The sequence below is a fragment of the Marinilabilia salmonicolor genome, assembly GCF_003003035.1.
Lineage (GTDB): Bacteria > Bacteroidota > Bacteroidia > Bacteroidales > Marinilabiliaceae > Marinilabilia > Marinilabilia salmonicolor_A.
Genome location: NZ_PVTS01000006.1, coordinates 1 through 14,763, shown reverse-complemented (window position 1 = coordinate 14,763; position 14,763 = coordinate 1). Strand labels below are relative to the sequence as shown.

Genomic DNA, 14,763 nt, shown 5'->3' with positions numbered 1-14,763 from the left:
GTGTTACAAATCTTATAAAAAAAATTGAGATGGCAATTCTTGATTATGAAATAGGTGGAAATGAAGTGAAGATTGAAGGAGGGGAAGGTATTGCGGATATTCCACAAAACAGAACGCTTCTTGTTGAGAAGCTTACTTCGGATGACCCAGTAAATCCTGAAAAAGCTGAAGGCCTTACTTCCGTGGAGGATGTCTTTGATCATTTTAAGCCCAATGTGGATGTTGAGTTTCAGGATGAAACAGGACAACCCGTGAAGGAAAATTTTAAGTTTTCAAATGTTGGAGACTTTAACCTGAAGAACCTGACTGTTCAGAGTAAATTTCTGAATGATCTGAACGAAAAGAAGAACTTCTATGCAAGCTTTATGAAGCAACTTCGCACCAATAAAGTTTTGCAAAGAGCCCTCCAAAATGAAGAATCGAGACAGGCTTTAATTGCTGCCCTTGAAGAGTTGAAAAAAGAACTGGATGCAGAGAAATAGAGGCTTTCCAACGATTCATTGAAATCTTGAAATTATTAATGTTTTAAATCACAGTACAATGGCTGAAACAACTGCAAAAGCTGCTCAAACCGCTGAAGCTGCCGTCGGTAAAGTCCAGGGAAATGGTAAGCAATCACGATTTGAGGAATCTATAAATAATCTGGCCAAATATGGAGGTTTTAATTTTTTGGAATCTTCTGTTGATGGTATTCAAAACCTGAATCCTGAAAGAAAGGCCCGGAAACGTATATTTTTAACAGATAGTCAGAAAAAAGTTGAGAGAGACAGTCTTAATAGTAAGATTGGGCTCTGGATTGAAATGTTGAAGGACTCTGAGAGTATCAACGACATGATTGAAGCTTGCCAGGAGAAATCTGAGGTTGTTACTCAAAAACTTGCCCAATCGCAGCTTACCGCTGTAAATGCTGTGCGTGATCTGGAAAAGGCTTATCGTGGGGTAATGCTTTTTTATAGAAATACAGAGGTCGATAAGGTGCCCAACCTGACCATTGTGAATGCATCGGAAGAGCAGATTACTGATCTTGACAATACCCGGTTTATCGATTTTGTGGCCAATGAGTTGAAGCAAAACTTTGATAAACTTGATCTGAGAATGAGCTACTCTATTCTGGCGGTTCCAGGGTATTTTGGGTCCAATAAAGTGGTTGAGAAATGGTCGAAAATTGCACATGACAATAAGGCTATGTTGTTTACCGATTTTGCCGATCTGGATAAGCCGGATGATGTTGTTGAGATGTTTTTTGCCTCCAATCTGGCCGGAGGTGATACCTTTAAATGTAACACCACCATGTCCTGCAACTGGCTGGTAGGACGATCAAAATACCAGGAACTGGGTGAAGAGGACGATCTGCATGTTTCACCTTCTGCCGCATTGGCCGGGAAGGTTTATCAGACATTAATGTCGCAGGTTACTGCCGGTAAGAAATTCGGTAGCATCAACGAAGTTGATGGTGTGGTATTTCCCTTGAAAAAGAGTGAAATATCCCAACTCGAAAAAATGGGGCTTATTCCCATGGTAAATGAATATGGAAAAGTGATGGCCTTTTCTGCAAAGACTTTATTTAACGGCGATAACCTTGGCCTCCAGACTTATTCTGTGGTTCGGGTGTTCGATTACATTACAAAAGTATTGTTTGATTTCTTAAATCGTCGCTCTTTTGAAAACTGGAGCTCCAAAACGGAGCGTGACCTGCGTGGACAGATTGTTAAGTTTCTGGACAGTGTACAGGGGCCTGACCGATTGATTGAAAAGTTTAAAATTAAACGCTTTGAACAGGATCCAAACCAGAAAGACCGTATTTTCCTGGATATTCATCTGACTCCTTATTTCCCGGCCAAGAGTTTTGTGATTAAACTCGATGGGATTAAAGGAGATGATGGTGCAGAGTGGAACTCGGATTATGAGCAGGCCTGATACCTTGTATTTTGCTTGTTACGTGAACTTATTGATTATCAAGGGCCGTTTTGTAAAAGTCTCTGGCTGTTCTGAGTGTAAACATCCCGGGCCGGAGTCCTTTACAGAACTTTGCATGTGAATAAGATTAAGTGCAAAGTTTTATCATCTAAATTTTTTGGAGAAGCAATTGTGACGTCAACAAAGAAATACTTTGGGACTGTCCGTGTCGAAGACTTGTCTTTTTTTGAATGATGTTTTGGCTGTTTAGGAATGGTTTAAGGCGTTGAATTTTAGTTTTTATTGATGATAATGGCTCCCCGTTGTGCTTTTTCAGCTTGTTTGAAATCAAGCATTTATTTTAAAGGGTACTGTTTGTTAAACCACATAATATCAGAGCTGTATTAATTGTCTTATGTTGTTTAAGTAACAAAAGACTCATTCATGGTTGAATAATAGAAGGGTTGGATTTTTGCTTATCAGGCTGCCAGGACTTTTCAATTGTCCGGAATTTTGGGCTATGGTTGTTTTCTTCTGCCTTCTGCCTGATTCCCTTCTGTCTGTATTTTTATTCAATTCAAATCGTAAGCCTTTGTAAGTGTGTTGTCTATTCGATTTCGTTCGATCTTTGGAATGTCAGTGTGAGAGATTCCCACTACTGCCTGCTGACTACAAACTACTGACTACAAACTACTGACTAATTTACTTTTATCTAACTCAAATCATAAACGTCTTAAATTGTTCTATTTATATGATTTTGTTAGACCTTTAGGTATGTCGTAGTTAAAAGCAATCACTACTGGCTACTGACTACAAACTACTGACTAATATACTTATATCTAAAAATCTTAAGAATACTAATACTTAAAGATATGTTTGGACACAAATGTTTTTTACGCATAGGGCCGCTCGAAGACAGTAGCATCAACGGCCTCTATCGCGACAGCTACGAACTGCTCTCGTGCGAGTATGGGTTTGCACAGGGCATGGATCGAAATGGGAAACCACAATCGGAGGTTTTGGGTGGAACAATCCACTTGGTTTATCCCAACATTCCTTCCAATGAAATTATTAGCTGGATGCTTAAATCCGGTAAACTTGAAAATGGTGCTATCGTAATTTGCGATGCCAATGATACCCCATTGGAAAAAGTATACTTTGAAGGAGCAGCATGTACTGAAATGGAGGTTGCTTATACACAAAAGGGTAATGGGTACATTACTACAAAAGTTCAACTTCAAGTAAGAAAATTATCTGTTGGAAGTGTCTCATTGGAGAAAAAATGGGTTAATTTAAATTAGAAAGCCATGTTTAATTTACCACAAAATGATAGCAAAGTTAGTGTTTGGTTAACCATTGATGGCGAAGAGTACGAACTCTCCCAATTCAATATAGGTTTTGCTCAGTCGAGTGATCACAAAGGGGAACCACAAAATGAAGTCCGAGGCGGACTAATGCAGGTTACCCTCTCTCAGACTGTTCCAGAAAGCATTTATGCCTGGGCAATGAAAACAACCAGCAAAAACGGTGTCGTTGGTTTCCGGATAGAAAGCGGCAGCGCACCTATGAAGATTGAGTTTACTAATGCCTTTTGTGTAGGGTTTCAGCGAGTAATAAATACCGAAGGCGGTGGATTAGCAACTGCTCTGACTGTCTCTCCGGAAGAGCTGCGAATTAACGGGATAAGTTTCGATAACCGTTGGGTAAAGTATTAGCATTATGCCAAAGAACAATTATGTGATTTCGCGCGAAAAAGCAGAAGTATTTGATGCTATGGGGATTCCCTACGAAGGCTATGTAGATGGAGTCGGGTACCAGTCCCTACATGCTTTTGCATTGGGCAGTTGCTATTTTCAGAATAGTAATTATTGTATTCCGCATTTTCAGCCGGTAATAAATGCATCCCCTGAAGAAAAGATAAAAAGTCTCAGGATAGATGGTGATGACTTGATGGATAAACTGGTAAAAATTAATACCGGTGGAGAACCTACCATCAATATGGGACATGGAAAGTATCTCAAACTTTCCGATAATTGCGAGATTGTAGTCAAAGTTGACGATGGAGAACGCTTTAGGTTTGGATATCGAGACTATACTACCGGGAAAGAAGAAATCATCAGTGGGAAGTTAGCGGAGTTTGAAGATGTTTTTGGTGAAAGTGAGTTGTTGTTTGATTGCCCTTGTGATGGGGCTGGCACAAATGAAGAGGCTACCCCATGGTATAGCATCTACAATTGGCCAGCCTTAGGATCAAGTGCACGTACGATGGATGCGTTGTATGATGGAAATTATCTTGAAGCCGGAATACAATTTTTAACGTGTGCTGCTGAAGTTTTTACATTTGGGTATGCTTCAACGGCGGGTGCGGGAACGAAAGTTACTACGAGAGTTGCTAAGTCAACAGTTGAAAATATACATATCCCTGCATATAGAGTTTATGGAGGAGCATCCAAAATAAATGGATGGTCATGGTCACCAATTAATACTAAGCTCTTGCCTAAAAGTATGTATCGAAAATGGGCAGGATTACCAGATGTGAATTGGGGAACTGGATATATTAAAGGAAGTGCAAAAATAAAAGACATGACCCTATTTAGAAAAGCATTGCCGTTAGATGGAAATCCAGGTGGATTTCCAGAATTAATAATAAATCCGAATAACGTGAATATGTGGAAATATATGAGCAGACCAGGAAATTATAGTAGCTATTGGGGATTCTAAAATATTTTAATTATGGATTATTCAGGAATGACAGTAAATGAACGATTAGCCGTAAGTGGACTTTTCAAAGAATTTGACAAAGCAGTGAGAAAAAAAGATAAAATGAAATTAGTTGAAATTCTTAAGGAAGTATCATTGAGCGATGCTAACATAGATGATATTTTGAGAAAGTATAAAATAGGTCATTAATTGGAATAATATAAAACTTTGCCTTTTAAGCGTATTTGCATTACTTTTTGTACTGCTTACAAATGATAAGGCATTTGCCAATGGGAAGTATTTTGATGAGAAAGGCGAAAGAAAAGTAACTCATGATAAAACATTTGAAAGGAAGAAGCTCCAGTCATTAAAAGATAGTTTGGAAAAGATTTCGATTGATGTTATTGATAAAGAAGATTATTTGGTAATGTTTTATGATAATTCACTTATTTATATAAATTACTATTTCTATCGTAAAGAATTTGAAGTTGTAAAATTAGTTGTTGACCCTGTTCCATCTGACGAAGCTGAAGTGGCAGAAGTTGTTTTCACCTATGTGACAAATAGACATGAAGAAAGGGCGTTCCCATATTCTGCGCGAGGGATAACTTATAAAGAAGCACATTTGTCCATAGAGAATTCTGAAAATGATATAATTGACGATTTTTTTAAATAATAACTGCATTATATATGTAGAAGGAAGAATCACTAATATTTGATGTGATTGATATTATATGCATGTTTATTTGGGCCGGAGATTTTTAAGGTCAAAAACGATCGGTGAAATATGAACTTTTCTGAGGGAACCATATAAAGCATATATGTAAAAATGAACACACTCCCGGTTTCAAATAGAGAGGAAGCTTACATGCGAATATGTGTTATCATTGGTTTGTTCTTCGTGCTCTGTTTTGTCCTCTTTTTAGTCACTTTTTATTCTTTATTTATCACTTCCTTTTTTGTTGTGTTTTTATTGTGGTTACCTTTTTTTATTAAATACTATTAAATCTCAGAACCTAAGAAAGGTAATAGTAGAGAATGGATTTATCTTAGTAAAGTACCAAAAAAAAGGAAAAGATGAAGTAATTCCTGTAAATAGTATCATTGCAATTCAAAGGGGGATTGGAGGTATTAATTTTAGTGGGAAAATGAGTATATGTTATACGATTTCTTTTAATGAAAAATATCCTTTTGGAAAAAAAATATATCTAAGATATAGAACCAATAAGGTTTCAGTTCAATTTTTTGAAAAAGATCCGGAAGAGGTTGTTGAATTAAAAAAAATGTTCCAAAAGGGATGATTTAATTATTTATTTGTTCAATCAAAGGTGTAATGGTCAGTTTCTCCAACGCTTATTGTCTAAATTTTAATCGTTCAATCAACTCAATAGGCGGTGGTGTTTCAACATCACTTACCATATCCCCTGAGGAGGTAATCATTAACGGAAGAAGTTTTGATAATCATTGGGTAAACTTTTAATACTATGCCACATTACAACGATGTTTATATAAGTCAACAAGACTTTGAAATATGTATGCACCATGGAATGCGCTACGATGGATTTGTAGAGGGAGTAGGGTACGCATATTCAAGTAATTTCACCATACCCCCGGTACACTTTCAGAAATACAATCCCCCTGGAAGAGTTCACGATGACGAAAGCTTTTTTCAAAACGGATTTATTCAGTATCTTGATACATCGCCGGAGATGCGTTTAATGAGTTTAAAATATCAACATAAAGTAAAAACGGGGGACACACTTACTTCGATTTCTGCTAAGTATGGTGTCTCAATTCAGTCTATTATGGATGCAAATTCTGGGATTGATTGGGAGGGGGAGAGACGCGGTGACCGGATTTTTGCCGGGGAGGAGTTGGAGTTGCCGAATGAGGCAAAAGAAAACCATTCAGAGAACTCTAAAAGTGAGGGTTTTGTTTCTGGGAATCCTTTTCTTGGGCCTACTGTTGCCAGGGCTAATTTTGAACAGCGCTTGAGTGCTGAATTGTATAGTGGGGATAATGCCCAATCGCAAAGAGGAGGTTTTGGAAATGTTGTTAGTGGTGTTGGGTTGGGAGGTGCTGTAGCGAGTAATATTGATGGAACATTTCGATTAGCAAAAAGCGGAAAGTTTAGTCCTGGTTATTATGCTTCTGGATGGAAAGGCAACCAATATGTTAAAGCTACCTATAGTGTGTCAAAAGCTGGTGCCCGTGTATCTACAGGAGCCAGTATATTATCAACTGGTATGGCGTATAATGAAATACTAAGTGGAAATTCTCACGCTACAACTTATGCTGATGCAGCTATAGGTTCTATTGGACTTTCTTCTAGCTTAGCAAGTTATTATAGTGGTACACAAATTCCTGTCATAGGATTTTTTGTCGCAATCTATGGTTCTGCTAGATTAGGTTGGGATATAGGTGCATCTTTGGCTCCAAAATATGGATTGATTAATGGTTATTATTGGGATAGGAATAAACATTTAAGACCTAGAAAATCTATTCTATAAATCTACCTGAAAAAAGAAGATATTTATGAGTAGACTCTATTATAAAATTTGGGCAGATGCCATACAAAGATATTGGAAACATCACCCGAAGCAACCATGGAAGCTAAATGTTTTCCTGATGATGACTTGGATGCATACATTAAATGCTTTTATTGTGGCTTTGTGGTTGAAATATTTCGATATTTTGGTAATTCCTATTTTAGAGATTGAATTATTTCCTGGAAATCTGATTGATGCTTTTTTATCATTTGCGGTAACATTTTCACCTCCCTTTATCTTAGTTAATTACTTCTTTATTTTTTATAAAAACAGATATGAAAAAATTGTTGAACGTCATAAGGATTTTAAATATAATTATGCGATGATTTATTCATTGTCAATAGTAATTGGAGCTTTTGTTTCTGCTGTATTGTATGGTTTGGTGAAGTGCTATTTTTAAAATATTTTTTAGGTGTTAATGATTTGTTTTTCGCTATTATATTTTTTTCGCTGAATTTATATAATGATCATATCAACTCAATGGGCGGTGGTGTATCAACAGCATTGACTATTTCTGCTGAGGAAATATTAATTAACGGGATAAGTTTCGATAACCGTTGAGTAAAGTATTAGCATTATGCCAAAGAACAATTATGTAATTTCGCGCGAAAAAGCAGAAGTATTTGATGCTATGGGGATTCCCTACGAAGGCTATGTAGCAGGAGTCGGGTACCAATCCCTACATGCTTTTGCATTGGGCAGTTGCTATTTTCAGAATAGTAATTATTGTATTCCGCATTTTCAGCCGGTAATGGATGCATCACTAGAAGAAAAGATTAAAAGCCTCAGGATAGATGGTGATGACTTGATGGATAAACTGGTTAAAATTAATGTCGGTGGAGAACCTACCATCAATATGGGACATGGAAAGTATCTCAAACTTTCCGATAATTGCGAGATTGTAGCCCAGGTTGAAGATGGAAAACGCTTTAGATTTGGATATCGAGACCATGTTAACGGGAAAGAAGAAATCATTAGGGGGAAATTGGCTGAGTTTGACGATGTTTTCGGCAATAGTGAATTGTTGTTTGATGATTTCAAGATGTGTAATAGCGACAATAGAGGGTCTTCTGGTATTTTGCCAGAAAAAGAAAACGATGGTCAGTGGTTAAAGACTGCCAACCAGGTTAATATGATTTCCGGCGAAGTATTCGATATGGGCACGAAGGTGCGAATGAACCTTGAAAGGCTACATACTTCAGAGGCTTTGGTAAATAACCGGTTAGCTAATGGAGGACTTGCCGGCAAGTATGATGTGCTGAGAGAATCTGCTGGTTATATGAGGAAGGTTAAGAATGTTTCGAAATATGGTGGAAGGTTTTTCTTTGGTACAGGCATTTTTTTAAGTGGTGTTGATTTAGGTATGGGGCTTTATTATGGTGATAATAGTAGAGCTACATTTGCTTTTCTGGACATAGTAGTGACGACAACGCTGTTTTTGAGCGGTGTTGGGATTGTGGGAATTCCGATTTATATGCTGTATAAAAGTATTTTTAGTCCGCCACAGATAATATCCCGACCGTTTAATCCTAATGAGTTACACCGACCTTATTATTGTGAACCGGATAATCTTAAAGTAGAATTACCATTTCTTCTAAAATAGATTCAGAATGCGAATATATAGATATTTATTTTTTATTGTTTATTCAAGGTGGTTCAGAAAAGATAGAGATACTTCTCTGGCAACATTTTCAGCCTTATTGGAGTTGTCTATTTACTTGGGAATGACAGTGGCCGGTGTAGTGTTTAATTCTGCACTTTGGTTTGGAACAGCTATGCCGGAGGAAAAAACATCGAAGTTAGAATTATTAATAGGGGTAGTTCCTCTGATGATTTTTTTTTATTTAATAAACTTCTTTTTGTTAGCGCATAGGGGACGTCGTGAAGAAATTTTATATGAATTTAAGGATGTACCTAAAAAGGAATTAAGGTTATTGAGACTTTATGTCGCTTTATATGCATTCATTTCATTGATGTTACTGGCAGGCTTACCATGGCTTTATTACCAGATCTATTGATGTTTAAGGTTTATTTTGGGGGCCAAAGACAATTTTAAAAGAAATGTTTCGTCCACTTCAGCTTCCGTCGCGCTCCTTTAATCCTGACGATTTGGGGAAACCGTATTATCATGAGCCTGATAATTTGGGAATTGACAGGCCATTGTTCATCCCTTAAATATTTTGTTATGAATGCTCATGTATTTCGGATCAACCTGTGGACGTTAGCACTTCGACAGAACAGCTGAAAACAAACGCAGTTCCATCCAAATCGGATCAGTGATTGCCACAAATGACCCTTACTTTTCCAAACGATATGTGCGTGAAAATTTACTCGACCAATATTGGATCAAGTGCAAACTTGCAGTACTATTTATGCTGTAACCCTTTTAATATGAGAAATGGTTTTAACCGATTGGCTGGAATCGTACATAATATGTTAAAGCAGGATTAAGATAAACCCTAAAATCAGATAAAATGGATTTTTTAAATTTAAACGAATCGGTAAAATCGTGTGTGCAGATAGCCAAAGGCTTTGCCCGTGAATACGGCAATGGAGTATATTATCCTGCACATTTGCTCAAGGCTTTGCTGCATAAAGACATTGGCCTGAAAGGTTTTATTACCAGCCTGGGTAAAGATATCGGTTACCTGGAGGAATGGGCAGAAGTAAGAATCGACGATTTACCTAAAGGAAAAGCCGATGGTGAAGTGGATGCTCACGAATCAATTGCTGCTGTTTTTGAAGAAGCAGACAATGTGCGGCTCAAATGGGGACTTCTGGAAATCAACCCGGTTTGTGTTCTTACTGCACTGGCAAGACCCGGCATCGGATTCACCATTGATGAGCTGAAAAGTTTCCCTCTGCGTGAACAGGAAATACACGATTCGGTGATTGCTGATAAGGATGTGAATGTTTCTTTTTCAACGAATGATAAGGATGAAGGATGTTTTGGTGGTAGCACCATGACATCACTCTTAAAATATTGTATCGACAGGAATGCCGATATTCAGAAAAGGGGAGTGGCTCCTGTGGTGGAACGCGACAGTGAGATACGGATGATGATGGAAATACTTGGACGTCACAGTCGCCCCAATGTTTTGATAACAGGTGATTCGGGGGTTGGAAAAACAGCTCTTGTGGAAGGATTGATTTCCGGTATTGTGGAGGAGAAAGCGCCTTCGTTTCTTTTGGGAGCTACCGTTTATGAGCTTGATACCGGAGCGCTTGTGGCCGGAGCTACCTACAAGGGGGAGATTGAAGATCGCCTGAAAGGAATTATTAAAGATATCCGACAACTGGATAAAGCTATTTTATTTATTGACGATATTCATGTATTGCTCGATCCGAAGCAGGGCAACAGCGGTGCTGCCGGTATTCTCAAACCTGAATTGTCCAGAGGCGACCTGACAATTATTGGAACAACATCTGTGGATGAATATCGAAAAATAGTGGAACCGGATCAGGCTTTTAGTCGGCGCTTTGAAGTTCTTGAACTCGACGAACCTGATTTGGATACTGCTTCACGGATGGTTGATGCAGTTTTGAGAAGATATGAGGAATTTCATAAAATAAAAGTGGCCGGAGACAGTATTTCGGAGTGTGTCAGGCTCGCACAGCGGTACGTCAAAGACAGAAAATTGCCTGATGCTGCCATTGATTTGTTAGACCGCACCATGTCGGCTGTGAAAATGATTAATGAAACGGCTGAGGGTAACATCAAAAACTTGTTGGAGCAAATAGAATTTGTTGAGAATAATAAGAAAAAGCAACCTGCACAGAAACTCTCTGAACTAAGGCTAATAAACGCTTCCATGCAGAATTTGCTGGGCCCGGTTTTGATGGGAGAGCTTACCGGAAATCAGGATAGCAATGATCTTGATTCTTATGTGGAGTGGCTTGATTATTTGAAACAATCGCTTACAAAACTTCAAAATTATGCAGGAAACGGGGTGGAAGAGATTACCGTTCATGAAATTGCCGCGGTTATTTCCAGTAAAACGGGTATTCCTATCGGGAAAATTCAGGCAGGCGAGAAAGAACGTCTTTTGAATATGGAAGATATTCTACGTCGCAGAGTTGTTGGGCAAGACAGTGCACTGAAATCACTTGTGGATGCCATTCTGGAGTCACGAAGCGGCATGAACAGGGCAGGTCAGCCCATTGGCTCTTTCTTTTTGCTGGGACCCACAGGAACCGGTAAAACAGAGTTGGCAAAAGCTCTGGCTGAAGCACTTTTTAACGACGAGAAAGCGATGATTCGCTTCGATATGTCGGAATTTAAAGAAGAACATTCTGCCGCACTTCTGTACGGAGCGCCTCCCGGGTATGTAGGATACGAAGAAGGTGGTATGCTGGTCAACAAAATTCGTCAGCAACCCTATTCAGTGGTTTTGTTCGATGAGATAGAGAAAGCTCATGCTTCGGTGTACGATATTTTTCTTCAGATAATGGATGAAGGAAAGCTGCACGACCGTTTGGGTAAAGAAGGGGACTTTTCTAATGCCATTGTTTTGTTTACTTCCAATGTGGGCAGTCAGTGGCTTATGGAGCAAAAAGATGCCGGGCACCATCCCACTACAACTCAACTGATGGAAGTAATGGGTCAATATTTCCGACCCGAGTTTCTCGGTAGGTTGTCCGAAATTCTTCCTTTTTCGCCCATTACAGACGATATACTACTCAAAATATTTGATATTCATTTTAAATCCATTACCGACACCCTCGAAGATAAAGGAATTGGTATTGTCCTTAGCGATGAGGCCAGGGAAATGTTGGCGCACAAAGGATTTACACCAAAGTATGGGGCCCGTCAGGTAAACGGGGTAATCAGAAATTTCATTCGACGGCCGGTGTCTCGCAAGCTCATCAGCGGCAGCTTAAAAAAAGGAGATACACTTGAAGTAAATCTGGATAAAGATGAAGAACTGGTGTGGAGTGTTTCGTGAATCTGAGAAATCTAAAATTTAATCTTGATAATTATTTATGGCATCAAAAAATTACAGTTTACCCTTACATTTTGGTAATTTTTTTACCGAAGAGGGGGGGCGGTTATCTACATGTGCTTTACTTGAATCCATTGATCACCATCTGGAGTTGCTCCTGACCACCTGTCCCGGTGAGCATTATTTTAACAAAGCATATGGTACCATGATCTGGGAACTGGATTTTGAACGTGTTGCATCGCGTAGCCAATGGGAGGAGTCTTTTACTAACTTCATTTACAGAGCTATTGTCGAAAATGAAAAGAGGGTTGTTGATGTGGATGTTTCTATAAAATTACGGGAAGTGGTTCGTGAAGAAGGACTCAGCAAATCCGTTGCCGTGCGACAGCGGGTGGATATTTACGTGTTGGGAAGGTTGTTGGCAACAGGAGAGAAATGTGGTTTTAGTTATACCCTTTATTTGGGGCCATTATCAAACGAGTAAGGAAAGAAAAACATGCAGGATATAAATTTTTCGAAAGAAAGTATTAAGAACAGGATGTTTAAGCGTGTTGCAGCGCTTTGGGAAATAAAAAACATCGATAATCTGGATCCCGTTGTTAAACTGATGATCGAGGGTCTTGCAGGTGAGATCTTTAAACTCTCCGGGGAAATGAAAAACATAGAAACCCGGATACTTGAAAAAGTAGCACGTGCTTTGACTCCGGCTAATATGGTTTCTGTACGACCGGCACATGCCATTATGCGGGTCAGATCAGTTAGTGGAATATCGCAGATTGATAAAACAACTGAGTTCTTTTATAAGAATGCCGGCTTCTTAAAGAAAGCAAATCTAAAACGTCTTGGGTTTACACCTGTTTGTACACCGCAAATAATTAACGGCAAGGTCGCCGCAATTGTAAATGAGAAAGGCTATTACCACGTTGATAATGTTATGACCAGGGATGTGGTGGCATGGCCTGAGCAACCATCGCACTTATTGTCACGGAAAATGTGGATTGGTCTTGACCTGGGAAAAGAGATACGAGTGCTTGAAAATCTTTCTTTTTATTTTGATTTTCCATATATCGAACAAAAAGAAGAATATTTTCGCCTTTTGTCCTATTGTAAATGGCATCAGGGCAAAAATGCCTTAGATGTTAAAACCGGTGTGTACTCATTTACCGATGAGGGAAGTGACCGGAAAGGGCAATTTGCCCATAAATATGAGATGTGCAACATGATTGATGATGATATTTTGAATAAGTATTATCACCGGTTTGTTACCATTAATTCACGAATCCTTCATTGGGAGGATACCACCGAATTATTTCCAGGAGAAATTGTTGAATTATTTCCCGATGATGTAGTTCAACAATCTTCTAAACCATTATTGTGGCTTAAAGTTGAGTTCCCCCCGTTTTTTGAAGAGCATATTATGGACGAGATGACGGTAAATATCAATGCTTTTCCTATTGCTAATAAGTATAGGGAACGGATAGAGTATTCAATAAATGAGATGTCAACAGTTGTGCCGCTGATGATGGGAGAGAATGAATTTTTTATTGCGGTAAACTCAGTTGCCGATTCTTTCGGAAATCATTACTATGAGAACCTTCGTGACAATGAAAAGGACAAAAGCAATTTTACTTACTCTTTGCGTAGAGGAGGATGCGAACGCTTCAGTTCTGCTGATGCCCGGGAATATCTGGTCAGACTTATCGATTTATTACATGATGAAAGCGTGGCTTTTTCAAGTTCTGAAAAAGATACACTGGCCGAAAGTGCTGTTGATTTATTAGAACAAATAAATCATTTGGAACACAAGGTAGATGTGAAGAATAATAGCCAGGAAGTGGTCTCCTATCTGATTCTTGAGCAGGAAGTTGAGGATTCACGGATGTTATTCCCGGAATATTGGCTTTCCAACGGACCTGTAGCCAACGATATTAATGCATCAGAAGTGTTGTTTTATACTTCGGATTCCGACATTGAAAGAGGATCGGCCCAGTTACTTTCAACTACCAGGGGGGGGCAGATGGCTCCTGATAACACTCAGCAAACAGCTATGTATAAATATTCCCTGACATCGCATGGCTCAGTTTACTCTAAAGAAGATATCATCAACTTTTGTAACAGTCGCTATGGAAATTTTGCAGGGAAAGTTGAGGTGAAACGTGGATATGTCGCAAGTACAATTCCCGGGGAAGGAGTCATTCGAACAATTGATGTGTATGTTTCTGCATCTAAGAAACTTGCACATAATGAAAAGGGATATTTTTCAGAAGAATTACATGCCGATTTGAGACGTTTCTCTCCCGATGACTTTAATTACAGGGTTTTTGTGCAGTAGAAGAATTTGATATTTATAGATATATGTGATTCCTAAACCTTAAAAAATAATTTTTACTTCAATGAATTCATCAGAACTTAACAATGTCCAGGTGGATGTTATCGTGGACGGTCAAAAATGTGACTACACCGAAATGCAACTCCATCAGACGATGAGCGGACACCATACTTTTCAGGTGGAGGTAAACTACCGTCCCGGTAAACCTACGGTGTGGACTGAGACACCCGAAACAATATACGATCAGCTTGGAAAAAACCTTGGCATCAGGATGAAACATCGCCAAAGTGGCGAAACCAACGATTTTCGTGGCATCATCACCGATATTGAAGTGGTGGGGAAGGAT

The 14,763-nt window shown here is 38.8% G+C and carries 16 protein-coding genes; all 16 read left to right on the top strand.

Features of this window, described 5'->3' with window-relative positions; translation table 11 throughout:
• Nucleotides 1–29: 29 nt before the first annotated feature.
• Nucleotides 30–482 (top strand): hypothetical protein, encoded by a 453-nt coding sequence (locus BY457_RS07445; protein ID WP_010664693.1) that lies wholly within the window; start codon nucleotides 30–32, stop codon nucleotides 480–482.
• A gap of 58 nt (nucleotides 483–540) precedes the next feature.
• Nucleotides 541–1,917: a DUF5458 family protein gene (locus BY457_RS07440; RefSeq protein WP_106152710.1), complete on the top strand. Its 1,377-nt coding sequence runs from the start codon at nucleotides 541–543 to the stop codon at nucleotides 1,915–1,917.
• Nucleotides 1,918–2,768: 851 nt separating this feature from the next.
• Nucleotides 2,769–3,197, top strand: a complete 429-nt coding sequence (gene tssD / locus BY457_RS07435) for a type VI secretion system tube protein TssD (protein ID WP_106152709.1) — start codon at nucleotides 2,769–2,771, stop codon at nucleotides 3,195–3,197.
• Between the two features lie 6 nt (nucleotides 3,198–3,203).
• Nucleotides 3,204–3,611, top strand: coding sequence for a type VI secretion system tube protein TssD (gene tssD / locus BY457_RS07430; RefSeq protein WP_106152708.1), 408 nt, complete (start codon nucleotides 3,204–3,206; stop codon nucleotides 3,609–3,611).
• Nucleotides 3,612–3,615: 4 nt separating this feature from the next.
• Nucleotides 3,616–4,617 carry a hypothetical protein gene (locus BY457_RS07425; protein WP_114436478.1) on the top strand — a complete coding sequence of 334 codons (1,002 nt, stop codon included), beginning with the start codon at nucleotides 3,616–3,618 and terminating at the stop codon, nucleotides 4,615–4,617.
• Between the two features lie 12 nt (nucleotides 4,618–4,629).
• On the top strand, nucleotides 4,630–4,806 hold the full coding sequence (locus BY457_RS19000; protein WP_181256430.1) for a hypothetical protein: 177 nt from the start codon (nucleotides 4,630–4,632) through the stop codon (nucleotides 4,804–4,806).
• 169 nt (nucleotides 4,807–4,975) lie between these two features.
• Entirely contained in the window at nucleotides 4,976–5,272 is a 297-nt protein-coding gene (locus BY457_RS07420) for a hypothetical protein (RefSeq protein WP_106152706.1), read from the top strand.
• 657 nt (nucleotides 5,273–5,929) lie between these two features.
• The gene (gene tssD, locus BY457_RS07410) at nucleotides 5,930–6,076 is read left to right on the top strand and encodes a type VI secretion system tube protein TssD (protein WP_258176654.1); all 147 of its coding nucleotides are present in this window, start codon (nucleotides 5,930–5,932) and stop codon (nucleotides 6,074–6,076) included.
• A 4-nt stretch (nucleotides 6,077–6,080) separates the two neighbouring features.
• Nucleotides 6,081–7,106 carry a LysM peptidoglycan-binding domain-containing protein gene (locus BY457_RS07405; protein ID WP_106152704.1) on the top strand — a complete coding sequence of 342 codons (1,026 nt, stop codon included), beginning with the start codon at nucleotides 6,081–6,083 and terminating at the stop codon, nucleotides 7,104–7,106.
• 25 nt (nucleotides 7,107–7,131) lie between these two features.
• A complete protein-coding gene (locus BY457_RS07400) occupies nucleotides 7,132–7,545 on the top strand; it encodes a hypothetical protein (protein WP_106152703.1) in 414 nt (137 codons plus the stop codon).
• A 177-nt stretch (nucleotides 7,546–7,722) separates the two neighbouring features.
• Nucleotides 7,723–8,748: a hypothetical protein gene (locus BY457_RS07395; protein WP_146130959.1), complete on the top strand. Its 1,026-nt coding sequence runs from the start codon at nucleotides 7,723–7,725 to the stop codon at nucleotides 8,746–8,748.
• 7 nt (nucleotides 8,749–8,755) lie between these two features.
• Entirely contained in the window at nucleotides 8,756–9,163 is a 408-nt protein-coding gene (locus BY457_RS07390) for a hypothetical protein (protein ID WP_106152701.1), read from the top strand.
• Between the two features lie 456 nt (nucleotides 9,164–9,619).
• Entirely contained in the window at nucleotides 9,620–12,091 is a 2,472-nt protein-coding gene (locus tag BY457_RS07385; protein ID WP_106152700.1) for an ATP-dependent Clp protease ATP-binding subunit, read from the top strand.
• A 37-nt stretch (nucleotides 12,092–12,128) separates the two neighbouring features.
• On the top strand, nucleotides 12,129–12,572 hold the full coding sequence (locus tag BY457_RS07380) for a GPW/gp25 family protein (protein ID WP_106152699.1): 444 nt from the start codon (nucleotides 12,129–12,131) through the stop codon (nucleotides 12,570–12,572).
• A 12-nt stretch (nucleotides 12,573–12,584) separates the two neighbouring features.
• Nucleotides 12,585–14,420 carry a type VI secretion system baseplate subunit TssF gene (locus BY457_RS07375; RefSeq protein ID WP_106152698.1) on the top strand — a complete coding sequence of 612 codons (1,836 nt, stop codon included), beginning with the start codon at nucleotides 12,585–12,587 and terminating at the stop codon, nucleotides 14,418–14,420.
• Between the two features lie 61 nt (nucleotides 14,421–14,481).
• On the top strand, nucleotides 14,482–14,763 hold a 282-nt coding region (locus BY457_RS07370; RefSeq protein ID WP_219885148.1), incomplete at its 3' end, for a hypothetical protein.

Bases quoted from the DNA above. Each gene is read 5' to 3' on its own strand.
- BY457_RS07445 (WP_010664693.1), top strand. From the start codon at position 30: ATGGCAATTCTTGATTATGAAATAGGTGGAAATGAAGTGAAGATTGAA.
- BY457_RS07440 (WP_106152710.1), top strand. From the start codon at position 541: ATGGCTGAAACAACTGCAAAAGCTGCTCAAACCGCTGAAGCTGCCGTC.
- tssD (WP_106152709.1), top strand. From the start codon at position 2,769: ATGTTTGGACACAAATGTTTTTTACGCATAGGGCCGCTCGAAGACAGT.
- tssD (WP_106152708.1), top strand. From the start codon at position 3,204: ATGTTTAATTTACCACAAAATGATAGCAAAGTTAGTGTTTGGTTAACC.
- BY457_RS07425 (WP_114436478.1), top strand. From the start codon at position 3,616: ATGCCAAAGAACAATTATGTGATTTCGCGCGAAAAAGCAGAAGTATTT.
- BY457_RS19000 (WP_181256430.1), top strand. From the start codon at position 4,630: ATGGATTATTCAGGAATGACAGTAAATGAACGATTAGCCGTAAGTGGA.
- tssD (WP_258176654.1), top strand. From the start codon at position 5,930: ATGGTCAGTTTCTCCAACGCTTATTGTCTAAATTTTAATCGTTCAATC.
- BY457_RS07405 (WP_106152704.1), top strand. From the start codon at position 6,081: ATGCCACATTACAACGATGTTTATATAAGTCAACAAGACTTTGAAATA.
- BY457_RS07400 (WP_106152703.1), top strand. From the start codon at position 7,132: ATGAGTAGACTCTATTATAAAATTTGGGCAGATGCCATACAAAGATAT.
- BY457_RS07395 (WP_146130959.1), top strand. From the start codon at position 7,723: ATGCCAAAGAACAATTATGTAATTTCGCGCGAAAAAGCAGAAGTATTT.
- BY457_RS07390 (WP_106152701.1), top strand. From the start codon at position 8,756: ATGCGAATATATAGATATTTATTTTTTATTGTTTATTCAAGGTGGTTC.
- BY457_RS07385 (WP_106152700.1), top strand. From the start codon at position 9,620: ATGGATTTTTTAAATTTAAACGAATCGGTAAAATCGTGTGTGCAGATA.
- BY457_RS07380 (WP_106152699.1), top strand. From the start codon at position 12,129: ATGGCATCAAAAAATTACAGTTTACCCTTACATTTTGGTAATTTTTTT.
- BY457_RS07375 (WP_106152698.1), top strand. From the start codon at position 12,585: ATGCAGGATATAAATTTTTCGAAAGAAAGTATTAAGAACAGGATGTTT.